The sequence below is a fragment of the Dolichospermum planctonicum genome, from assembly GCF_005402965.1.
In the GTDB taxonomy this organism is placed as follows: Bacteria; Cyanobacteriota; Cyanobacteriia; order Cyanobacteriales; family Nostocaceae; genus Dolichospermum; species Dolichospermum planctonicum.
The window spans coordinates 24,349-47,369 of sequence record NZ_BJCF01000029.1 but is presented as its reverse complement, the minus strand read 5'-3'; the positions used below and the strand labels follow the sequence as shown (position 1 = coordinate 47,369).

At 38.4% G+C, this 23,021-nt stretch carries 22 protein-coding genes and 1 tRNA gene; 12 read left to right on the top strand and 11 right to left on the bottom strand.

Features of this window, described 5'->3' with window-relative positions; all coding sequences use genetic code 11:
- Positions 1 to 394: 394 nt before the first annotated feature.
- The 6 genes from FFO06_RS13320 to FFO06_RS13295 all read right to left on the bottom strand — a co-directional run bounded on the left by FFO06_RS13320 (position 395) and on the right by FFO06_RS13295 (position 4,833).
- Positions 395 to 1,324 carry a carbohydrate ABC transporter permease gene (locus FFO06_RS13320; RefSeq protein WP_137908484.1) on the bottom strand — a complete coding sequence of 310 codons (930 nt, stop codon included), beginning with the start codon at positions 1,322 to 1,324 and terminating at the stop codon, positions 395 to 397.
- Between the two features lie 207 nt (positions 1,325 to 1,531).
- The gene (locus FFO06_RS13315; protein WP_137908473.1) at positions 1,532 to 2,008 is read right to left on the bottom strand and encodes a phosphate-starvation-inducible PsiE family protein; all 477 of its coding nucleotides are present in this window, start codon (positions 2,006 to 2,008) and stop codon (positions 1,532 to 1,534) included.
- 469 nt (positions 2,009 to 2,477) lie between these two features.
- Positions 2,478 to 2,549, bottom strand: a tRNA-Asn gene (locus tag FFO06_RS13310).
- 159 nt (positions 2,550 to 2,708) lie between these two features.
- Positions 2,709 to 3,257, bottom strand: coding sequence for an NYN domain-containing protein (locus tag FFO06_RS13305; protein WP_137908472.1), 549 nt, complete (start codon positions 3,255 to 3,257; stop codon positions 2,709 to 2,711).
- A 608-nt stretch (positions 3,258 to 3,865) separates the two neighbouring features.
- Positions 3,866 to 4,543, bottom strand: a complete 678-nt coding sequence (locus FFO06_RS13300) for an energy-coupling factor ABC transporter ATP-binding protein (protein WP_137908471.1) — start codon at positions 4,541 to 4,543, stop codon at positions 3,866 to 3,868.
- Positions 4,544 to 4,545: 2 nt separating this feature from the next.
- A complete protein-coding gene (locus tag FFO06_RS13295; RefSeq protein WP_137908470.1) occupies positions 4,546 to 4,833 on the bottom strand; it encodes a UPF0367 protein family in 288 nt (95 codons plus the stop codon).
- A gap of 265 nt (positions 4,834 to 5,098) precedes the next feature.
- Here FFO06_RS13295 and psbD point away from each other — a divergent pair, with 265 nt between their 5' ends.
- The 7 genes from psbD to FFO06_RS13260 all read left to right on the top strand — a co-directional run bounded on the left by psbD (position 5,099) and on the right by FFO06_RS13260 (position 14,190).
- Positions 5,099 to 6,154 (top strand): photosystem II D2 protein (photosystem q(a) protein), encoded by a 1,056-nt coding sequence (gene psbD, locus FFO06_RS13290; protein ID WP_137908469.1) that lies wholly within the window; start codon positions 5,099 to 5,101, stop codon positions 6,152 to 6,154.
- Positions 6,155 to 7,244: 1,090 nt separating this feature from the next.
- Positions 7,245 to 8,996, top strand: coding sequence for an iron uptake porin (locus FFO06_RS13285; RefSeq protein WP_137908468.1), 1,752 nt, complete (start codon positions 7,245 to 7,247; stop codon positions 8,994 to 8,996).
- Between the two features lie 106 nt (positions 8,997 to 9,102).
- Entirely contained in the window at positions 9,103 to 9,303 is a 201-nt protein-coding gene (locus FFO06_RS13280; protein ID WP_137908467.1) for a hypothetical protein, read from the top strand.
- Positions 9,287 to 9,724, top strand: a complete 438-nt coding sequence (locus FFO06_RS13275) for an RrF2 family transcriptional regulator (protein WP_137908466.1) — start codon at positions 9,287 to 9,289, stop codon at positions 9,722 to 9,724. Before FFO06_RS13280 ends, FFO06_RS13275 begins: the two co-directional genes overlap by 17 nt.
- A 17-nt stretch (positions 9,725 to 9,741) precedes the next feature.
- Positions 9,742 to 10,689, top strand: coding sequence for a cysteine synthase A (cysK, locus tag FFO06_RS13270; protein ID WP_137908465.1), 948 nt, complete (start codon positions 9,742 to 9,744; stop codon positions 10,687 to 10,689).
- 25 nt (positions 10,690 to 10,714) lie between these two features.
- Complete coding sequence (locus tag FFO06_RS13265) at positions 10,715 to 11,404, top strand: J domain-containing protein (protein ID WP_137908464.1); 690 nt, start codon at positions 10,715 to 10,717, stop codon at positions 11,402 to 11,404.
- 158 nt (positions 11,405 to 11,562) lie between these two features.
- The gene (locus FFO06_RS13260) at positions 11,563 to 14,190 is read left to right on the top strand and encodes a leucine-rich repeat domain-containing protein (RefSeq protein ID WP_137908463.1); all 2,628 of its coding nucleotides are present in this window, start codon (positions 11,563 to 11,565) and stop codon (positions 14,188 to 14,190) included.
- Positions 14,191 to 14,229: 39 nt separating this feature from the next.
- Here the strand turns inward: FFO06_RS13260 and FFO06_RS22335 are convergent, their stop codons facing one another.
- Positions 14,230 to 14,358 (bottom strand): hypothetical protein, encoded by a 129-nt coding sequence (locus FFO06_RS22335; protein WP_268904602.1) that lies wholly within the window; start codon positions 14,356 to 14,358, stop codon positions 14,230 to 14,232.
- A 188-nt stretch (positions 14,359 to 14,546) separates the two neighbouring features.
- On the opposite strand from FFO06_RS22335, the gene FFO06_RS13250 reads away from it, so the two are divergent.
- On the top strand, positions 14,547 to 14,747 hold the full coding sequence (locus tag FFO06_RS13250) for a hypothetical protein (RefSeq protein ID WP_028082389.1): 201 nt from the start codon (positions 14,547 to 14,549) through the stop codon (positions 14,745 to 14,747).
- Positions 14,747 to 15,007, top strand: coding sequence for a ParE family toxin-like protein (locus FFO06_RS13245; RefSeq protein WP_137908462.1), 261 nt, complete (start codon positions 14,747 to 14,749; stop codon positions 15,005 to 15,007). Before FFO06_RS13250 ends, FFO06_RS13245 begins: the two co-directional genes overlap by 1 nt.
- Positions 15,008 to 15,369: 362 nt before the next feature.
- On the opposite strand, the gene FFO06_RS13235 is transcribed toward FFO06_RS13245, so the two are convergent.
- A complete protein-coding gene (locus FFO06_RS13235; RefSeq protein WP_137908461.1) occupies positions 15,370 to 15,702 on the bottom strand; it encodes an XRE family transcriptional regulator in 333 nt (110 codons plus the stop codon).
- A 446-nt stretch (positions 15,703 to 16,148) separates the two neighbouring features.
- Here FFO06_RS13235 and FFO06_RS13230 point away from each other — a divergent pair, with 446 nt between their 5' ends.
- Together FFO06_RS13230 and FFO06_RS13225 are read left to right on the top strand one after the other, a co-directional pair.
- The gene (locus tag FFO06_RS13230) at positions 16,149 to 16,520 is read left to right on the top strand and encodes a type II toxin-antitoxin system RelE/ParE family toxin (protein WP_137908460.1); all 372 of its coding nucleotides are present in this window, start codon (positions 16,149 to 16,151) and stop codon (positions 16,518 to 16,520) included.
- A gap of 5 nt (positions 16,521 to 16,525) precedes the next feature.
- The gene (locus FFO06_RS13225) at positions 16,526 to 16,852 is read left to right on the top strand and encodes a helix-turn-helix domain-containing transcriptional regulator (protein WP_137908459.1); all 327 of its coding nucleotides are present in this window, start codon (positions 16,526 to 16,528) and stop codon (positions 16,850 to 16,852) included.
- Between the two features lie 641 nt (positions 16,853 to 17,493).
- On the opposite strand, the gene FFO06_RS13210 is transcribed toward FFO06_RS13225, so the two are convergent.
- A complete protein-coding gene (locus FFO06_RS13210) occupies positions 17,494 to 18,102 on the bottom strand; it encodes a hypothetical protein (RefSeq protein ID WP_137908458.1) in 609 nt (202 codons plus the stop codon).
- A gap of 469 nt (positions 18,103 to 18,571) precedes the next feature.
- Positions 18,572 to 21,022, bottom strand: a complete 2,451-nt coding sequence (locus FFO06_RS13205) for an ATP-dependent Clp protease ATP-binding subunit (RefSeq protein WP_137908483.1) — start codon at positions 21,020 to 21,022, stop codon at positions 18,572 to 18,574.
- Positions 21,023 to 21,265: 243 nt separating this feature from the next.
- On the opposite strand from FFO06_RS13205, the gene FFO06_RS13200 reads away from it, so the two are divergent.
- Positions 21,266 to 21,562 (top strand): DUF3288 family protein, encoded by a 297-nt coding sequence (locus FFO06_RS13200; protein WP_137908457.1) that lies wholly within the window; start codon positions 21,266 to 21,268, stop codon positions 21,560 to 21,562.
- 7 nt (positions 21,563 to 21,569) lie between these two features.
- Here the strand turns inward: FFO06_RS13200 and FFO06_RS13195 are convergent, their stop codons facing one another.
- Entirely contained in the window at positions 21,570 to 22,988 is a 1,419-nt protein-coding gene (locus FFO06_RS13195) for an MlaD family protein (RefSeq protein WP_137908456.1), read from the bottom strand.
- Positions 22,989 to 23,021: the final 33 nt, after the last annotated feature.

Below are 23,021 nucleotides of genomic sequence, written 5' to 3'. Positions count from 1 at the left end.
TTGCAATACAAAGCTTTTGTTGAAGTTAGTTGTGTTATTAGGAATAGTGCTTTAACTTCTTGATTTTATGGCGTTTTTTCTCTAATGCAATTTGTAACTTTATAAGAATATTAATTCTATAAACAGGAGTTTAATTTTATAAAACTGTTAATACTCTTTTTGCTGTTTTTAGCCTAGGTATAACAATTTATAACTCTGTAATTATTGGAAATTTTACTTAAATTCAGCTTGTATCTACTATTTTTTCTGCTTTTTAACAAAACTACTGGAAAACTTTCTGTAGATAAATATCCCTCAAACCCTAATTTCTCTGTGTCCTCTGTGCCTAGAGTGGTTTGTTAACCTTAATTTAAACGTAAACAATTTAAATTTTAAATAATGGGATTTTTAAATATCAAACATTAAAATCATTACCATCTTGCTGATTGACAATCAATCTTAAAACTGATAAAATCAAAATTATTAAAAATAATACTAAACCAATAGTACAAGCATAGCTAATTTCTAAATTATCAAATGCTTGTTCGTATAAATAATAAACAATTGTCTTGGAACTGTTGAGAGGTCCACCTTGAGTCATGACATAAACTTCTTCAAAAACTTTTGTAGCAGCAATGGAAGAAATGACAGCAACTAAAGCTAAATAAGGTTTCATTAATGGTAGAGTAATATCCCAATGTTTGCGAATGCTATCAGAACCATCAATAGCAGCAGCTTCATAAATATCAGCGGGGATAGATTGTAACCCCGCTAAATAAATTACCATGTAGTAGCCTAAACCTTTCCAAATTGTTACGGCCATGACACTAGCTAAGGAAATAGGAACAATTCCTAAAATTTTATCTGGACTTGTTAACCAGGGAATTCCTGCGGGAAAAATCCCTAGAGTTTTGAGAATTTGATTAAGTAGTCCGGTTTCCGCATACAACCATTTCCAGGCTATGCCCGCGACTACCATGGAAATTACAACTGGTGTATAATATGCTGTTCTAAACCAATTCATTCCCCGCAGTTTTTGATTAACCAAAATTGCTAAAACTAGGGGGAAAAATACTAAAATTGGGACAACACCAATTAAATAAAGAAAAGTATTTTCTAAAGTTTGCCAAAAAACGGTATCTTTCCATAAACGCAGAAAATTTTTCCCACCTACCCACTGGGGAATATCTCCTATATTTTCGTAGCTGGTAAAGCTGAGATAAAAGGCTTGAATTGCTGGATAAAAAACTGTGAATGTTAAAATAATTAAAGCGGGTAACAAAAATAAATATGGTGTGATTTTCTGTTTAATTAAAATCCATTGTTTTGGCGTTAGTTCAGGCATATAATTAATTAATGGTAGATGTTGAATATTGATTTGTAATCTGCTATATTTGTAACTCATATCAGAGAATAGGAAATTAATTAAATCTAGGACTTATACAAAATATCTCTGAAATCTTCTTTGCTTCGTGTTCTTTGCTCCTTCGTGGTTCATTCCTAGCTCCTGTATAAGTCCTAAAATGATTCTTTCCCTATTCTCCAAATAGAATTATGATTCTGGTTCTAGTTCAATTATTTGATGTTTACTAATTTTTACCTGTTCTGATAAACTAGTCATCCAAGGTAAAGCCAGAAAAATTCCGGCTAGAACCAATAAGAATATAGAAAGTCCAAAAAGTTGATTCAGGGGAATTTCTAATACACCACGTAAAATCACTTCTCGCAAAGCGGAAACTATAGTAATTTCTACCGCTGCACCTACGGAAATACTTCGTTCTTGCAGATAATCAACTAACAACCTAAACAGTTCTACTAATATTAAAATAAACAAAATATCAGATGTTACCTGTCGTATATCTAAGGGACGCAAAAAAGATAAAAACATATCCCCTAGTCGAATCAGCATTACACAAAATAAACCCACGCACAGGGAAATAACAATAATATCCTGAAATATCTCCAAATTACGAACAATTCTATCACGTTTAAACCAATTATTGACTTCTATAATTATCCACTTTGGCATGGTATTTCTCAGAAAATCTAGATAAATCTATTTTAACGATTAACCATTAAACCAATCTTAATAGATTCTTATTTAATTCGGGAAAACCTTGTCATATCAATCTTTTGATTTGCCATAAACAGGCGCAAAATCATACACCCTCATATTACCACAAAAAGTCAAGATGTCAATACCCTAGTAAAATCGTGGCATTATTGACATTATTCTCAAGATTATTGAGAATGAACCCATATTTTTCTCAACAAACATAAAGATTACCTTTTTTTGTAAAAGACTGATTTGAAAAACTTATCATTCTCTTGCACCCAGGGACGCACAATGGTCTGAATCAAGAGTTAACAAAAACGCTTAAACGAGGCAATAAAAAGCCATAATTGACCTACTACTTTATCCTTTAATTAGAAATTAAGCAGTATGTCAATTAAGATGTGATTTTGCAGGAAGTTTAATAAACTTCCCCTGATTTAAACTCCCCAGGCCGGATTCGAACCAGCGACCAATCGATTAACAGTCGATCGCTCTACCACTGAGCTACTGAGGAACGCTCTTAACTTTAATCATAATAAACCACAATCCAAATTAATGCAAGAGGTTTTGAAAAAATTTTTGAACTTTTTTTTGGTTGCTGGGAAAATCACCAGCCTTAAATACCCCAAACCCTTTCTATTGCTGAAGTTCAGAGTTTTTTGAATTTGGAAATTTACAATCCCATGCGGAGTTCTGCTAACCGTTCTCTGGCTTTAGCATCAATGGCATTGGCCAGAAATCTACTTTTAGGTTGTTTTTTGGACTGATACCTAGGACGCATCCTAGATACTGTAGTTTCTACTTCACCACATAGTTGATGCGCTGACAACCATTCTGCACCATAGCCCTGAACCGTTAACTGCTGCGCTCGATCTGATGTAGCGACAATCATGCGAGAAATTAAAGATTGGGCTATTTGGTGACGGAGAGACGCACAGGTTTTTTCTATATAGGTATCCGCAGTCTGGCCAAAATCCGTATAATAGACTGTTAAAAATTCTGTAATGGTTTCTCTGTTGCTAGGGGTGTTTTGATATTGAGCATCAAAGACCACTTGAGTTTCATAGCCTTGGAAGGCACTATAATTAGTCATGGCTGCTACTAACTCTCCCCGTGCGGCTTCCAGCCCGACATGATCACGGGTTTTTTTCAAGCAAGGCCAAGCGCCTATAATATTGTAGCCGTCTACTAATAGCACGGCTGAGACGATGGAAGAAGGCATGGTTTTTTATCACAATTATCTAGAGTTAACAAAAATCATTCATAAGACTTATAGTAAATGAAGAATTGCTTGTAACTTTATGTTACAAAAAATAAAAAATCCTGCCTTGAGTCAAAATTCAACCTCAAGATAGAAGTCATAATTAGGGAAATGCCTACCAATATCAGGCTTATTGCCATTCCTGATCTAGACTTGAAAACCTTCTGTTTTACCATACTAAAAAACCAGATACCTCTACAGCATCCTGTATTGTGGTATCTGGTTATTAAGGGTTTGCTAAAAAGTGTTCTTGTGGGGTCTAGGAGAACGAATTGACATACTCACCGACCTGAAGGTGCGGGGAAACACTTGACACTTCACCAGAACACGCCACAAGTGGTCTTATCGTCCCTCCATGTCCGTTTAAAGTCTCCCAATGCCCTATGGCGACTATGACCAAATTTTAACATAAAGCCGTCCTAAAAGCGATGCACTGAGCTGGCCGAAGTGGACGGGGCTTGTATCCCAGATTTTTGGTCAGGGGTCAGAAGGGGAATTTAAAATTTTTTAGCATCCTTCCTCATATTTATCTTGATTCTTGATGAATCTAGGATCAGTCCAGGATGAGTCTAGTATGAATGATGATTTGCTTGCATTAATCTCTGTTTCAGACGTTGTCCTTCACCAGTATCAACTAAACAACCCTTTTCTAATAAAAAAGCACCATCACAATAATTTAACTCTTCTAAGCGATGAGTTACCCACAAAGCAGTAATTCCGCGACTTTTTACTAAATTACGCACAGTAACCACTAAATCAAGTTGACTGTCTGGATCTAATAAAGCAGTGGGTTCATCTAATAATAACAGATGACAGTGACGAGCGATCGCCCCAGCAATTGCTACTCGTTGTTTTTGTCCACCGGAAAGGGCATAAATAGGTCGTCGCTGTAGAGACAGTAAGTTTACTGCATCTAAAGCCTCTTCTACCCTAGCTTTAACTACATTAGGTAGTAACTTTTCCGCCACCAATCCAAAAGCTACATCAGCACCAACCGTAGGCATAACTAGTTGATGATCAGGATTTTGGAACACAAAGCCTACGGGGGGTAAAACCATAATTTGCCCAGATTGAGGTGTTAATAGTCCTACTATTAATCTCAATAGAGTAGATTTACCACTACCGTTTGTTCCCAAAAGCATCCAAAATTCCCCTTTAGGTACTTGCAGAGAGCAAGATTTGATCACCTGCTCTCCATTAGGCCAAAAGAAGTTTAAATTATTAACTTCGATGCCTACTGCTGTCATCTTTATACCTTAGCTTCTTCAGCAGTAGTGAAAGCAGCAAAGCCGGGAGGTTTACCACTACTGGTAGTTGGACCATCTTTCTGCACAATTTGGACTCCCGAAATTTCACTAGCACGGACAGCAATTTTTTTTTCTGTTTTCCCTTCGCACTTGAGTTCCACAATATCAGGGTTTCCAGAACGCATTGCCGCTAAAATCAGTTGATAGACCGCTTCGGCATCCTCAGTAGACTTACGTTGTACTGATATAGGGAAGGCAGTATTTCTGATGCTTAAGTCGATGGTAAACATTTAGAACTAATCAATTTTCACTGTAGAACCCATTCTAGCGTCAGTTGTTAAGAATTTTCTGGCCTACTTTTTTGTATCTCCAATCCCCAAATAAAATTTTTTTTAGTCCACTAGCAAAATTAGAGATTTTCACCTATTATGATAGAAAGCGTAAAAAATTGTAAACTGGATTAACAATCTGGTTGACTTTATGTAAAGGGCTAATTTTCGCCATTTACATACGCATAATATCCGTACTTATAAAACATTTTGGAGATCTACTCTCATGACCATTGCAGTTGGACGCGCCCCCAGTAGAGGGTGGTTTGACGTATTAGACGACTGGTTAAAGCGCGATCGCTTTGTATTCGTAGGTTGGTCAGGAATATTACTATTCCCTTGCGCCTTCCTGTCAATCGGCGGTTGGCTCACCGGTACAACCTTCATCACCTCCTGGTACACCCACGGACTAGCATCCTCCTACCTAGAAGGGGCTAACTTCTTGACAGTAGCAGTATCCACACCCGCAGATAGCATGGGACATTCCCTATTGTTCTTGTGGGGACCAGAAGCCCAAGGTGACTTCACCCGTTGGTGTCAACTCGGTGGTTTGTGGCCTTTCGTCGCCCTCCACGGTGCTTTTGCTCTGATTGGCTTCATGTTACGTCAATTTGAAATTGCCCGTCTCGTAGGTCTTCGTCCCTATAACGCCCTAGCTTTCTCCGGCCCTATCGCCGTATTCGTCAGCGTCTTCCTGATGTATCCTTTAGGACAATCTAGCTGGTTCTTTGCCCCCAGCTTCGGAGTAGCAGCAATCTTCCGTTTCCTCCTATTTCTCCAAGGTTTCCACAACTGGACCCTCAACCCCTTCCACATGATGGGCGTAGCAGGTATCTTAGGTGGAGCTTTACTTTGTGCCATTCATGGTGCAACAGTAGAAAACACCCTATTTGAAGACGGTGAAGGCTCAAACACCTTCCGCGCCTTTAATCCCACCCAAGCTGAAGAAACCTACTCCATGGTGACAGCAAACCGTTTCTGGTCACAGATTTTCGGGATTGCTTTCTCCAACAAACGTTGGTTACACTTCTTCATGTTGTTTGTACCAGTTACAGGCTTGTGGATGAGCGCCGTCGGTATTGTGGGTTTAGCATTAAACTTGCGGGCTTATGACTTCGTTTCCCAAGAATTACGGGCAGCAGAAGACCCAGAGTTTGAAACTTTCTATACCAAAAATATTTTGTTGAACGAGGGTATCCGGGCTTGGATGGCTCCTCAAGATCAACCCCACGAACAATTTGTATTCCCTGAAGAAGTGCTACCTCGCGGTAACGCTTTATAAAATCCATCTTTAATTAATTGTTTTTCCTTAACCCTGCCTTGAGGTAGGGTTTTTTTATGACATTATTTTTACAATATAATTTTCAGTATTGCAAATTTTTGTAGTTGTGTTATAGTGATTTCAGGTAAAAAACCCAAAGCTTTTTGCTTTGCCTTTTGAGACTAAGACCGTTTAGGCAATAAGGAGGTGATGCCCATGATAGAAAGTAGTATAACCATGGGTCATCAAGTTGCAGTTAGCCGGCTGTGCGCCGGGGCTGTTCTCTAAAAGTTAGCCTTAGTTTTCTTGAGAACTAAGTAAGCTCAACTAGCTAGGCTAAAGGTCGGAGTCCCTTCCGGCAGTCTGGTTGCAACTTGAAGACCCGCTAGACCGCCCTGACTTAGATTTTCTAATCTAAATCAGGGCGGATAGTTTTTCTGGGTAGTTTTTCTTTGCATAAAAATAATTTAGTTCTTGCCGGAAGTAAACAAGAAATAACGTTTATTTTTTTTGTCAGGTTAGGCAATTTTTTCACTTAACTAAATAGTGATTTTTAAGCAACCAGTGATTAGATGTTAATTGGCCGATTCTAACATCGTCGCGGAACATTTGCAGACAATAAACCATCATCCACAGATATAGGCTTCGACAGATAAAACAAAACAATCATCACGAAAAATCAGGGATGATGTAGAAAACTTATGATTAAAAGTACGTTTAAAAACTCATCTACGGTTTTTAGTGCCAGAGCTTATTTAGTGAGGTTTGTTGATAAGAATGCTTTGATGTGAGTGTAAAAAGTGCGAGTTTGATTTTTCAAGGTAACTATACTAGTTTACTAGAAAAATTTACAGTCACTTCATCATAAATTCTTATTTTAATCATTAGGAATAGTTATAATATAACCATATCCTATGATTATAAGTTTTTGTATAAGTTAATTGCATGAAAATTTAACGATTTGTTAATCAATTATTAGTCTTTTGAAAACTAGAATTGTGGTACTGGCAGCCATGCCCAATACACAGGTTTCAACAAGATGTCCCATTTCTAAGCAATTAGCTACAGATAACTTCATTTATTCATGTAAGGTGTGAGGAGAAAAGGAAAGATGTCTAATATCTTGTGGAAATCCCTGGTGGTTAGCCCAGCAGCTTTGGGAGCAGCGTTGTTATTATCTTCAACAGCGATAGCTGCGACCACAACCACCACGGAAACATCATCAATAGAAACTTCCTCTGCAACAGAAGTTTCTCAAAAGCCAGAAGTATTGGTGGAAGAAACCAAAGCAGCCCAATTTTTAGCTCAAGCTAAAGTCAACCGCTTCAGTAACGAAAACAATAATTCCCAGTCTCAGGTAACATCAGTTTCGCAGTTTTCTGACGTACAACCTACAGATTGGGCGTTTCAAGCCTTACAGTCCTTGGTTGAGCGCTACGGTTGTATTGCTGGTTATCCCAGTGGGACATTTCGCGGTAATCGCTCTTTAAGCCGTTATGAATTTGCTGCTGGTTTAAATTCATGTTTGGATCGTGTAAATGAATTAATTGCCACAGCAACGGCTGATCTAGTTACCAAACAGGATTTGGCAACATTACAGCGTTTGCAAGAAGAGTTTTCTGCCGAACTAGCAACTTTACGCGGTCGAGTGGACGCTTTAGAAGGACGCACTGCTGAATTAGAAGCAAATCAATTCTCCACTACCACTAAATTAAAAGGTGAAGCTATTTTTGCTGCTACCGATACTTTTGGTAACGAGACGGGTAAAGCAAACCGCGCAGTTTTGCAAAACAGAGTGCGTCTAGGCTTGGAAACCAGCTTTACCGGTAGGGATATGTTAACAACCCGGTTGTCCGCTGGTAATGCTACAGCCTTTGATATCCGAGATAATGCAAATGCTCCCGTGAGTGGTTCTAAAACTGCTGCTATCAATCCTGGTTCTAATGCAGTCGGCAAGCAAATCTTTGAAGTTGGTAGCGCCAATAATAACAGCGTCAAAATTGACAAGCTAACTTATGAAGCTCCTGTAGGTCCAGCGAGGGTTTATCTAGCGGCTAGTGGTGGACAACATAGCGATTATGCGGCTGTTAATAATCCCTACTTCTTTGATAAAACAGATGGTGGTAAGGGTGCTTTAACCACTTTTGCGTCTGAAAATCCGATTTATCGCATTGGTGGTGGTTCTGGTATTGCGTTGAGTGTACCCTTTGGGAAACCTGGTGATAGTTCCTTAAAACCAAGCTCATTAACATTAGGTTACTTAGCTTCAAATGCTAATAATCCTACTCCCAGTAATGGCTTGTTTGATGGTAACTATGCAGCCTTAGGTCAGTTAAACTTTAATGTTGGTAATCGTGTTGCTTTAGCTGCTACCTATGTCCATGGTTATCAAAAAGCAGGTAGCACCTTATTTGATTCAGCAATTGATGGTGGTAGTGCTTTAGTAGGTACTGCACAAGCTAATACTCCAACTGTAGCAGGTCCTAGTTCTAGCAACTCCTATGGTGTTTCTGCTGCTATCAAGCCTAGCCGGAAATTGTCTCTAAGTGGTTTCGTTTCCTACCATGATGTGATTCCCGAAGGTGCTGGTGTTAGTAGAGAAGCTTGGAGTTATGGAGCAGGTTTAGCTTTACCGGATTTTGGTAAAAAGGGTAACGTCTTGGGGATTTTTGGTGGCGCTCAACCTTACTCACTCAGCGCAGGTGTTAGTCAGACACCATACCAAGTTGAAGGCTTTTACAAGTATCAGGTTTCAGACAATATTTCTGTAACTCCTGGTGTGATTTGGGTAACATCTCCTGGACAGGCTACTAATAGTAATGATGCCTTTATCGGTACGCTGAGAACAACTTTCAGTTTCTAGACTGTTAAAAGTCTGCTGATAACTTGAAAAATTAGGCGTTGGTGAACAAAAATATGAATTTGTCTGACGCTAAGGTGCAAAGACGCGAAAACTAAGAGTTTGAGAAATGAAAGTTTTGATTTTCATAGCTCAATATGTCTACGCCCAAATTATTTTACCCTGCCATGAGGCGGGGGTTTTTTTTACGGGCAATAAAAACCCCAGTGGAGAACGGGAGTATACTGGAAAAGAGGGGAACTGTTGGATTTTGTTCATCTTCATGCTTCAACTTTCATCTTGGATTACTGCTTGTGGAACTATCATGTAAATCTGAATACGCAATTTTGGCGTTATTAGAAATGGCTACTCATTACGAAAACGGTGAACCGATGCAAATTCGGCAAATCGCTATGCAACAAAAGATACCTGATCGTTATTTAGAACAACTGTTAGCAAGTTTGCGGCGTGGGGGTATAGTGAAAAGTCAACGGGGTTCAAAAGGCGGTTATTTATTGGCGCGCGAACCTCGGAAAATTAGTATCTTTGATATTTTAGAATGTTTGGAAGGTTTAGATGTGCAGACAAGTGATCAGGATTCTCACCGCACAAGTTTAGATCATACTGTGGTGACGGAAATTTGGCAAGAAGCACGTCAAGCGGCAAATTCAGTGTTACAAAACTATTCACTTCAGGATCTTTGTGAAAAACGAGATTCCCGAAAGCAGTTGGATATCATGTACTACATTTAAGGACGTAAAAACTTATCATGGCTATTGTCAAAAATATTACGGAATTGGTGGGACGGACACCTTTAGTACAGTTAAACCGGATTCCCCAAGAATTGGGTTGTGTGGCGAGAATTGTGGTGAAATTGGAAAGTATGAACCCCTCTGCATCAGTAAAAGACCGGATTGGGGTAAGTATGATTGATGCTGCGGAGAAAGAAGGATTAATCGCGCCAGGGAAGACGATTTTAGTAGAGCCAACATCGGGAAATACGGGTATTGCTTTGGCGATGGCGGCGGCAGCCATGGGGTATAAATTAATTTTAACCATGCCGGAAACTATGAGCGCGGAACGGCGAGCAATGTTAAGGGCTTATGGGGCCGAATTGGAACTCACGCCGGGAATTGCGGGGATGAGTGGGGCGATTCGTCGGGCCCAGGAGATAGTGGATAGAACACCCTATTCTTATATGTTACAGCAATTTCGTAACCCGGCTAATGCCCAAATTCACCGGGAAACTACTGCGGAAGAAATTTGGTCAGATACCGATGGTCAGGTAGATATAATTGTGGCGGGAGTGGGGACTGGTGGTACTATTACTGGGGTGTCGGAAGTCATTAAAAAACGGAAGCCGAGTTTTACCAGTGTAGCGGTAGAACCAGCTAATAGCCCTATATTATCTGGTGGTAAACCTGGTCCTCACAAAATTCAAGGGATTGGGGCGGGTTTTATTCCTCAGGTATTAAAAGTAGAATTAATTGATGAGGTGATTACGGTTACTGATGAGGAGGCGATCGCCTATAGTCGTAAATTAGCAAGGGAAGAAGGATTATTATCGGGAATTTCCACTGGTGCGGCCCTTTGTGCAGCCATTCGTGTAGGCCAACGTCCAGAAAATCGAGAGCGGTTAATTGTGATGATTCAGCCTAGTTTCGGTGAGAGATACTTAAGTACACCTTTATTCCAAGATCTAGAAAACAGTAACTAATGTCAATTAACAACCTATTGGATTCATGTCCGATTTTAACCATTACGATACCTTAAAAGTCAGTAATAATGCCAGCCAAGCGGAGATCAAACAAGCCTATCGCCGCTTGGTCAAAATTTTCCATCCTGATATTAATCAAGAAATAACAGATAATGAAGGAATTATTCGTGTTAATGCTGCTTATGAAGTTTTAAGTGACAGCAAAAGTCGTCTTAATTATGATCAAGAACTGCGCTATAGTCAGAAAAATTCCCATTATACTCGCCAAAAACGCTCAGAATCTGCCCAAGAGCATTATAAAGCGACTAGAAAAGTTAGAAAAGATGTTGATGAGAACATTGAAGAATGGTTAAAACTAGTTTATAAACCGGTAAATCGGATACTTGGAACAATTCTCAATTCTTTAAAAGAACAAATTGAGGAATTAGCGGCAGATCCTTTTGATGATGTTCTTTTAGACGAATTTCAAGATTATTTAGAATCCTGTAGAGAAGACTTAAAAGACGCTCAAATCAGGTTTCGTTCTTTACCAAATCCTGTTAATTTTGCAGCAGCAGCAGCACACATTTACTACTGTATGAGTCAAATAGGGGAGGGAATTGAAGAGTTAGCTTATTTCCCATTAAGCTATGACGAACGTTATTTACACACAGGCCAGGAATTATTTCGGATCGCTAAAAGATTGTATCGGGAAGCGCAAGAGTCGGTTAGTTGATGAGATGATCGTAAGAGTCATTTAATTACTATATATTAAACCGAAAATAATTAAACGCAGATGGACGCGGATAAACACAGATAATTTTGTAGTTCATTAGACTAGGAAATGCTATATGATTCATACTAGTCTTTTTTCTTCTGAGTTGGTGACTAGCCATGACTGATCAAGAACTGCTGCAAATCATCGAAAAAGCTGCTAGGGACAAAGAAACTACATTAAACCTCAGAAACAATCAACTGACAAGATTGCCAGAAGCCATTGCCCAACTCTCCCATCTGATGTATCTTAACCTCAGTGACAATCAACTGACAAGATTGCCAGAAGCCATTGCCCAACTCTCCAATCTGACGGTGCTTTACCTCAGTGACAATCAACTGACAACATTGCCAGAAGCCATTGCCCAACTCTCCCATCTGATGTATCTTAACCTCAGTGACAATCAACTGACAAGATTGCCAGAAGCCATTGCCCAACTCTCCAATCTGAGGGAGCTTGACCTCAGTAACAATCAACTGACAAGATTGCCAGAAGCCATTGCCCAACTCTCCAATCTGAGGGAGCTTGACCTCAGTAACAATCAACTGACAAGATTGCCAGAAGCCATTGCCCAACTCTCCAATCTGACGGGGCTTTACCTCAGTAACAATCAACTGACAAGATTGCCAGAAGCCATTGCCCAACTCTCCAATCTGACGGGGCTTGGCCTCAGTAACAATCAACTGACAACATTGCCAGAAGCCATTGCCCAACTCTCCAATCTGACGGGGCTTGGCCTCAGAAACAATCAACTGACAACATTGCCAGAAGCCATTAAACAATTATCTCAACTTGGAAAACTCGATTTACGTGGGAATCAGCTAAATATTCCCGCAGAAATTTTAGGGAGCAGTTGGGGTAGCTTAGGTAAACCGTCAGAGATTCTCACCTACTATTTCTCTCTGCAAACCGAGGAGCAACAACCTCTCAATGAAGCTAAGGTATTGCTAGTTGGTCAAGGAACTGTGGGTAAAACTTCCCTAGTTAAACGACTGATTAACAACACATTCGATGCCAACGAAAGCAAAACCAACGGCATCAATATTGAAAATTGGCGTTTAGAAGTTAATCAGCAAACCATTCGACTAAATATATGGGATTTTGGTGGACAGGAAATCATGCACGCTACCCACCAATTTTTTCTCACTAAACGTAGCCTTTACCTGCTGGTAATTAATGCCCGTGAGGATGAACAACAAAATAGATTAGAATATTGGCTAAAAATTATTCAGAGTTTTGGCGGTGATTCCCCGATTATTTTAGTTGGAAATAAAATTGATGAGCATCCTTTGGATCTTGATCAAACTGGCTTACACAAAAAATACAAAAATATTAAAGATATAGTTCCTATTTCTTGTAAAACTGGAGCAGGTATAGAAAATTTATTATCAATTATTAAACGCGAACTTGCTAATTTAAAAGGCATTAACGACCCTTTACCTAAAAGTTGGTTTCAGGTAAAAACCCATTTAGAAAAGATGGAAAAGGACTATATTCTCTACCACGAATATGAGGGTATTTGCCAGAATGAAAAAATTAATGAAAAACTTAAACAATCTACTTTAATGGAATTGCTGCATCAATTGGGTATTGTTCTCAATTTTAGAGATGATTTCGGCTTAAAAGGTGTTCCGGTGCTTAATCCAGAATGGGTAACAAACGGTGTTTATAAAATTCTCAATGACAATTTATTAACGACTGAATTTCGTGGTATGTTGACACTTCAAGAACTAAGAAGAATTTTAGATGATTCTAAATATCCCGACGATAAGCCAGAATTTATTATCAAAATGATGGAGAGGTTTGAACTCTGTTTTCCTTTGGATGATAAAGATAAATATCTTATTCCTGACTTGTTACCAAAAGAAGAACCTGCAACTGGGGAATGGGAGAATGTTCTGGCTTTTGAATATCATTATAATATTTTACCTAGCAGCATTATTTCCCGTTTGATTGTGAGAATGCACCATCTAGCAGATAAAAAAACTTGGTGGCGAAGTGGTATTGTATTAAGATACAATAAAAATCGAGCATTAGTAAAAAGTGATCAAGAAGACCGCAAAATCTTTATTTTTATTAGTGGTAGTGATTTCACCCGCAGAGATTTACTCGCAATGATTCGTTCTCAGTTCGATAGTATTCATCAAACTATTCAAGGTTTAGAAGCGAAAGAAAAAGTACCAATTCCCGGACATCCTGGTATATTTGCAGATTATAAAAATTTACTGGTTTATGCAGATAAAAATTTAGATTTCATTCCCGAAGAACTAACAGAAACATTTAATGCGCGAAAACTGCTAAATTGGATTGAAGAAGAAAGACCAAAACCCGGAGATCCTGATCCAATAAAACCACCACAACCACTTGACCCTCCTATGACACCACCACCACCACAACCAAAACCAGAACCACAACCACAACCACAACCACCTATTTCTTCTGCTGAACGGGGTATTGCTTTGGCTATGGCTTTAGCAGTATTAATAACTTTTATCGTCCTGATTCTCAACCCTAGAAGTATGAATGGTAATGCTTTAGCTATTGTGAGATTTTTAGCATCTGCATTTGCTGGTATTGCCGGTTATTTAGTTTCTGGTGATCTTGGTTTACAATCTTCAATACCTTTTATGAAGACAAAAACCCAGGTTAAAGCCACAGGAGCATTTGCAGCATTTGTTTTAGTATTTCTACTTTTTTATATGGGTGTTCCTACTTCCGAAATACCACAACCAACCCCCACACCTTGATGAAAAGTTCAGCAGTAAATTCTTTGATGAAGGATTACCCTACTCATTAGTCTCCATTGCCCAATCTTCAAAATTAGTAATTGTTACTTCCACATCAGGGAATTTTGCCGTTATTTTCAATTCTCCTCCCATAGCTTCAATAACTTCTCGCCGATGACTAACATACATACAGCACTTCCCGGTGTTATGAGGTACATATTTAGCGGGCAAGATGCCGCCGTAAACTCCGCTATATAGAAAACACCCTGGATAAAGCGATTCTTAAGTCGCGCTGTATGCTATCACTGAATCAATTCAGAACTCTAGGACAAAATAAAGCTATAATTTTCTCAAGAATAAAGAGGTAAAAACTATTTATGTCACAGCTAGAACAAATTGAAACTGCAATTCTCTCACTTCCATCTCATGATTTTGAGAAACTGAGACAATGGTTTTTAAACCTAGATTATGAACTTTGGGATGAGCAGATAGAACGTGATATTGCAGATGGTAAGTTGGAAGCATTAGCAGCAGAAGCGATCGCTGAGTTTCAAGCAGGGCATAGCCGCGAAATCTGATGCACTATACAACAGAACGATTCTGGAAATATTATAATGCCCTCCCTGAAAGTGTACAGCAAACGGCTGATCAATGCTATGAGTTACTCAAGGCTGATAAATCTCATCCATCGTTACATTTTAAAAAGCTAGGTAACAAATATTGGTCAGTTCGAGCAGGTTTAAATTATCGTGCTTTGGGTGTTGAAGTCGAAAACGGTATTTCTTGGTTTTGGATTGGAACACACACAGAGTATGACAAACTGATCGGTAAGCTATGATTTATTCACTTAAATACTCCTGTCTCCGTTCCTGGATAAGTTCATCTACCAAGTTTCTATCAGGTGATTTATCTTTTAATAAACCTCTTAATTTTTTAACTTGTTGTTTGAGGCTGACTAATTGGAGTTTGCCATTATCTTCAAGTGTTAAAATTAATCTATCTCCTGATTCTAAATGAAGTATTTATTGGATTTCTTGAGGTAAAGTTAAACGTCCTTCTGGTTCAATATCAAGTGTATATTGTTGAGGAATTGATAAATTAGCAAGTGTCATAGCTGAATATTTCCTGGTTTTATAGCCATTTACATTTTAGCAAAACTCTAAAAATTAAAAATCTTAATTTTTTCTCTATCTTCAACTCCTACTCATCAATATCCATTGCCAAATTTTCAAAATTAGTAATTGTTACTTCAACATCAGGGAATTTTGCCGTTATTTTCAATTCTCCTCCCATAGCTTCAATAACTTCTCGCAGATGACTAACATACATATCAGTACGATTTTCTAATCTAGAAATAGCAAGTTGTTTAATTTGCAACTTTTCAGCTAATTGAGCTTGAAATATTTTTAAAGCTTGGTGTAATTCAGCTAATGCCATTTCCTCTTTTAATTTAGCTGTTTGAGTGGCAATTTTGGCTTTTCTTTCTGCGGAGAAATCTTTAGTAAGATTGCTAAACTTTTTATGTCCTGTCATATTAAATCCTCCCGACTAATTTCTTGGAGATATTTTTCATAAAGACGATCTGCTTGGTGAGGAGTTTATTTCTAATCATCAGGTTTTGCGCGAACTCCTTGGGGTAATGTTGACAGAAAACGATTGGGAAATTATTGCTTCAGTTGCGGCAGATTCTTTGAAACAGCAAATTATGAATCAAGTTCTAACTTACAAAATTTCGGCATAGTGATAAATAAAATTTAGGTTTTGTATTCAAGTTAATTCTTAACTAAAAATCAGAAGTTTAGCTTCATCAAATACTAAACCACGACGGGCAAAATATTTATGAATATTGATTTGCATAAATCCGTAGCCTGTTTATGTAACTCTTTAATCTGACTCATTTTTTTATAATTTACACTACTACAAGTTTATTTAAAATCATAGTGCTTGACATAAGGTAACACATAAGTTACTATAGCAGTATGTCTATTATAAGAGTTCAAGAATATCTTAAAGAAGATGGTTCAAGTCCTTACCAAGAATGGTTTGATAGCTTGGATGCCCAAGCAGCTGCGAAGGTAACAGTTGCTAAGTCTCGTTTGGAATTAGGCAATACATCAAATGTTAAATGGTTTGATGGAATTGGTGAATATAAGATTGATTGGGGTCCTGGATACCGGATTTATCTAGCTCAAGATGGTAAACAGCTTATAGTTTTATTTGGTGGGGGAACAAAGAAAAATCAGCAATCTGATATTAATCGTGCTAAAGAATTGTACCAAGAGTACAAAAGACGAAAAAAAGAAATTAGCAAAGAGCAAGCAACAGACAACGATAATAGAGAGAAGAGGTAGTTATTATGGCACTAACTAGAGACTTTAAAGAAACCGTTAATGCAAGAGTGCAAGGAGATTCTGAGTTTGCGATCGCTTTACTTGATGAAGCTATTTCTCTTTTCCTGAATGGTGAACCAGAAACAGCAAGATTAATTTTAAGAGATATTGTTAATGCAACTGTAGGTTTTGAACAGTTAGCAATTGAAACTTCTAAACCTAGTAAAAGTTTACATCGAATGTTATCAGCAAAGGGTAATCCAACGATGGATAATTTGACTGCTATTTTCAATGTTTTGCGGAAACAACTGAATGTTGATATTAAGGTGAAAACGACGATTATTTACCATTAAAAAATTACGGATGTCAGAAATTTCTAACCGCGCTGCATTTTGGAATGGTATTTCATTTCAATAGAGTGAAGATAGTAAATTGGAAGCATTAGCCGAGGAAGCGATAGCACCCATTAATCAAGGCATTTTCTACAATTTCTGCTCCGGTTTCATCTCTAAGATAAGCTAAAAAGGCGGAAGCATCTAACACAGATTTATTCACTTAAATACTCCTGTCTGCGTTCCTGGATGAGTTCATCTACCAAGTTTCTATCAGGTGATTTATCTTTTAATAAACCTCTGAATTTTTTAACTTGTTGTTTGAGGCTGACTAATTGGAGTTTGTCATTATCTTCAAGTGTTAAAATTAATCTATCTCCTGATTCTAAATGAAGTATTTATTGGATTTCTTAAGGTAAAGTTAAACGTCCTTCTGGTTCAATATCAAGTGTATATTGTTGAGGAATTGATAAATTAGCAAGTGTCATAGCTGAATATTTCCTGGTTTTATAGCCATTTACATTTTAGCAAAACTCTAAAAATTAAAAATCTCAGTAAGAGGCGATCGCTTCTAACTCACCAGTGACCTTTGACACAGAACCAGTGGTAAATACTTGATTAAAAACTTCGACGGTTTTACGGTTCATTAGAGAATCCTCATATTAACCAATAGGATAACATCCTGGATTAACTGCATGAATAAATTCACTCCCCGCTAGTGGTCTTCCCCGTTTATAAGCTGCTTCTTGGGGTTGTCCCCAACCTAATTGTAAGATAATTTCTAAAAAGTTCGGGTTTTCCCATTTTAATAAAGTAGCCCATTCTGTTCTTTGGGTAATTCTTTCTACGTCTATTTTGGCAATTTTTTGATGTTGTTTACCATTACTAAAACCTAAATATAAATCCATTTCTGCTGTTGTGATATACCAAAATTCTAAAATTGAATTTTTGGCAAGTTTCAATATTTGTAAATCACTTTCTAAAGCAATTAATTCGGGATCAATTTCTGGATAATGGAGATTTTTGTTCTTAATAGTGATATCTTTCCAGATAATTCCAGAAACTTGATTTTCTCGTTGATATTGATGAATAGAGGTTTTAAAATCTTGGTAAGCTGCAAATCTTTGTAGTCCTTCGGTTCTGACAAATTGGTCTATTAATGGATTACCAGAAACGGTTAATTCTAACTTTAAACGTTCACCTTTTAAGCAAGCTTGGCGCTCGGCTGCTAAAATGTGAATTAATTCTTGAGTATTGTAAATATTTGACATCAGCACAAAACCTAATTAGTCATTAATTATCAGGGATAACTTATAAATTAGAACTTAAATAGTAGGGTGTGTTAGCGACTAGTAACGCATCTTATTTATCCGTCTGGGCTAATTCTTCATCCAAACTCCCCAATTATTGTATAGCAGTAACATACCTTACTTAATACTTACTTTATAAATAGCCTCCAAAATAAAACTAATTGTTAATTTTGTGTCAGATGGTAATTAAAATCAATTAACTATTTAATTATTATCTATGAATGAAAATAAAAATGCTGTATCAAAACCAACTAAAAATTATAATAGCCTAGTATGATACTGATTGAATTAGTTATGACAAATATATTTGGATTACAAATCATACATTATCTGGCGAGAATTTAAGTTACAGTTTCAAACCCATTAAAAAAGGTGGGTTAACAATAAAGTCACCCACCAAATCAATTACCAATATTGTAGAAATCCCGAATTAACCAACATTAGTTAATAACAACTCACGGGTTTCTGACTTTCTGACCTTTACCTGACCATCATCATCTACATCAACTATAGCCTTATCTCCCTGAGCTATTTCCCCAGATAAAATCGCTTCTACAAGAGAATCCTCTAGCAAACGCATAATAGCGCGGCGTAATGGTCTAGCACCATAACTAGGATCATAGCCTTCTTGTACAACCTTATCTTGGAAAGCTGCTGTCACTTCTAAAGCGATATCCTTATCTTTTAAGCGACTAGCAACATCACCCAGCATAATTTCAGCAATTTGCTTGACTTCATCTTTGTTAAGTTGAGTGAAGACGATAATATCATCAACACGGTTGAGAAATTCTGGACGGAAATAAGCTTTGAGTTCTTCGTTGACTAAGTTACGAATCCGATGATAACTAGCTTCTGCGTGGTTATCAAACTCAAATCCCAAGCTACTACCACCTTTTTCGATTACCTTAGAACCAATATTAGAAGTCAAGATAATTAATGTATTCTTGAAATCCACTTTCCGGCCTTTCGCATCCGTAAGATGACCGTCATCTAAGATTTGCAGCAGCATATTAAATACATCGGGATGCGCTTTTTCGATTTCGTCGAATAGCAACACTGTATAGGGTTTGCGCCGCACAGCTTCCGTTAATTGTCCGCCTTCATTGTATCCTACATAACCTGGAGGTGAACCAATCAACTTAGAAACGTTGTGGCTTTCCATGTATTCGGACATATCTAAACGCACCATTGATTCTTCCGAACCGAAGAAGTAAGCCGCTAATGCTTTAGCTAATTCAGTTTTACCTACACCGGTTGGACCAGAAAAGATAAAGCTGGCAATAGGACGATTAGGACTTTTTAAGCCGACACGAGCGCGACGAATAGCGCGAGAAACGGAGCTAACTGCTTGTTCTTGTCCAATTAGCCGTTTGTGTAAAGTGTCTTCCAGATGTAATAATAATTCAGATTCCGATTCAGTCAGTTTGTTAACGGGAACACCTGTCCAAGCAGCGACAATTTGAGCAATATCTTCTTCATTGACAATGGGGGTGTTAACGCTTTCCTGGTTTTCCTCTAAATCAAGTCTGGCTTGAATTGATAATTCTTGTTGACGTAATTTACCAGCTTTAGTAAAATCCTGGACTCTGATAGCTTCAGATTTGGCTTTAGTGGCGGTGGTTAATTCCCGTTTGAGTTCTTTGTTATTGGTAATGCGGGAATGACGTAACCGCACCCGAGAACCCGCTTCATCAATCAAGTCAATGGCTTTGTCCGGTAGAAAGCGATCGCTGATATAACGATCTGCTAATTCAGCGGCTGCTACTATCGCTTCATCAGCAATATGGACTTTGTGATGCTGTTCATAAGCACCGCGTAAACCGTAGAGAATATCAATAGTTTCTGTTACGGATGGTTCACCTACCAAAATGGGCTGAAAACGTCTTTCTAATGCTGCATCACGTTCAATATGTTGACGATATTCATCCAAAGTAGTAGCACCAATACACTGAAGTTCACCCCGTGCTAAAGCTGGTTTAAGTATATTAGCAGCATCTAAACCGCCTTCCGTACCACCCGCACCCACCAAGGTATGAATTTCATCAATAACTAAGATGATGTTACCTGCGGTACGAACTTCGTCCATGATTTTTTTCAAGCGTTCCTCAAAATCACCCCGGAAACGAGTTCCTGCGACTACAGAACCCATATCCAGGCTAATTACCTGCTTATTGAGCAAAATTTCGGGAACATCTTGATTAATAATCCGTTGAGCCAAACCTTCAGCAATTGCTGTTTTTCCCACCCCAGGTTCCCCAATCAAAACCGGGTTATTTTTGGTTCTGCGACCGAGAATTTGCACCGTTCTTTCAATTTCTCGTTGACGACCGACTACCGGGTCTAATCTGCCCTCCTGAGCCAATTTAGTGAGATTTCTACCGAACTCCTCTATGGATAGATTTTGATTGCGCTGGGAATTACTTCTCCCACCCGTGACAACCGCTGTATCTTCACCCAGACGCTTCATTACAGCCGCACGGATAACAGGTAAATCTACTCCTAGATTTTGCAATACTTTGGCCGCGACTCCTTCACCAGCCTCCGTTAAACCTAATAATAAGTGTTCAGTGTTTATGTAATTATGTCCAAGACCGTGAGCTTCTCGGAAAGATTGCTCAAACAGGCTTTTAACTTTGGGGGTAAAAGGAATTTCCGGTGGGACAAACCCAGAACCCCGGCCAATTATTTTTTCTACTTCCCGACGTGCTTCTTTCAGAGTGACACCCAACTCAGCCAGCACTTTCGCAGCAACACCTGTTCCTTCTCCCATTAAACCCAGGAGAATTTGTTCTGTTCCTACAAAGTTGTGTCCCAGTCGTCGTGCTTCTTCCTGAGCTAACATGATTACCCGAATTGCTTCGGAAGTGAAGTGTTCAAACATAGCGGGTTCTTTCCCTCGTGCTGCTTGGATTTTGGGTGAGATTAAGTTCACCCTTATCTAAAGTTTTTTGTATTTTCTTAAAGATAATGTATCTTTATTTAAAGCTCAATGCCAATAGTGAGATCCGTAAGTGACAAGGGGTAGTTGCCGTCATTATTTAGATAATAATAGATAACTAGCAATGATCGAGATTTTTCGCTCTTGAGTTGTTGATTGGTTGTCAACTTTGTACTAGTATTGATTATGACACAAAAGCCCGATAGTAATGATCAACAACATCCACTTTACAACCGCGATCGCCCCCTTATTGATATTCTACTTGCTCAAGACGCAAACGACTACAATTTATCAGAATTAGCGAGACTAAAAATCCGCTATCAAGGTTTTCCAGGTGCGCGAGACATCCAAAATGACTTAAATCAGGTTTTACAACGTTGGGGGTTGACGGAGGATGAATTATTTATAAAAACCCGTCAAATTCATCATACAGGCGGAATTTACAAAAGTCGTGGCAAAAAAGAGGAGGAGGACTGGAATTAGTGGGTGGTCAATTGTCAGTTGTTATTTTTCCCTGCTCTCGATCATCTCGAAGTTGCTCAAGCAGTTCTTCTGAAGATGAATTGGGTGTTTGTGGGACTGGTTGGGGAATTGTCTCTACTTTCTGTGGTGTTTCTAGTTCGGGACTGATTACCGATACTTGTTTTTCGGGAATAGGTGCGGTAATTACTACCTTTGGGGGGTTAGTAGCGGTTTTAAGAGAGTCTAAAGTTACAGCTACTTTTGTCTGTTCTTGTACATCTTTACTAGAAGAAACTAATTTACTTAAACCATTCACTAATTGTAGTAAATTTTGGCGGAACTTAGGATCACCCGTTAATTCGTCTAAATCAGATGTAATTTTTTGAGTATTTTCAAATGTTACCCTAGCTGCATCTAAAGTTTGTTGTAATAAGACAATGTTTTTTGGATCATTCAGGGTTTTAGAAGCATCTTTTAAATTCGCGGAAGCTTCCGCTGCATTTGCTGAGAGTGTTTCTAAGTTTTTCAGTAATTCTCCTTGGGTTAAGCGATTAATCGTTGGTGATAAACTCATCACTGTCTGACGAAGTTGGTTACTGGTTTCTGTCATACTATTCAAAGTTCCAACTAGAGAAGAACGATTGGTAGTGACAAGACTATCTAAGTTATTAAGTAAACGATTTGCCTGTTTAGATGTTTCACTAAAATCCTTTGCTGTGGTTCTTAATTGATCCGCTGTTGTGATTGTAGTTGCAGTTAGTTGGTTTGTGGAGGTTTTCAATGTTGTGGCAGTATCAGAGAATACAGTTAATTGCCCGCGAACGCTTTTGCTCAAACTTTGCAAATCCTTAGTCAAAGCTGCGATATTGGCCGCAGCATTGGCGGAAGTTTCCAAAGTGCGGTTAACATTATTATAGAATTTGTCGCTACTATACTGAGCCGCAAAGTCAGAAGAGTTCCGTATCATTTCATCAACACTGATACCAATTACACCTTTTAAGCGAGAACCATTACAAACAATCAAACTGGGATTACAGTCTTTATCTAGGGGTTTAGCGGTAATATTTCTAGGTAAATCGCCCTTTGGTGTAATATCAATAATATTTTCGCTAATTAATCCACTTTGATTGGCTTCAATTAGGGAATTACTGGGAATCTTTAAATCAGGTGAATTAATTTGAATTTCGACATCAACAGCATTTGCTCCAGCTTTAACACTGGTAATAGTCCCTACTTTTACACCACGAAAACGCACAGGTGAACCTTTTTGCATTCCGCCGGCGTTAGCAAATTCGACAATTGCTTGATAAGATGTTTGTCCGGGGGTGAGCCTATTCAACCATAGTAAAATTACCCCAAATGCACCTAACCCTAGTAAGAGTAACAATCCTACAGAACCTTCCCTGATCATGCGTGTAGACGTAAAACCGCTCATTAGACCTCGCATTTATTCCTCCACCAAAAAAAGTAAGCTTGGTAA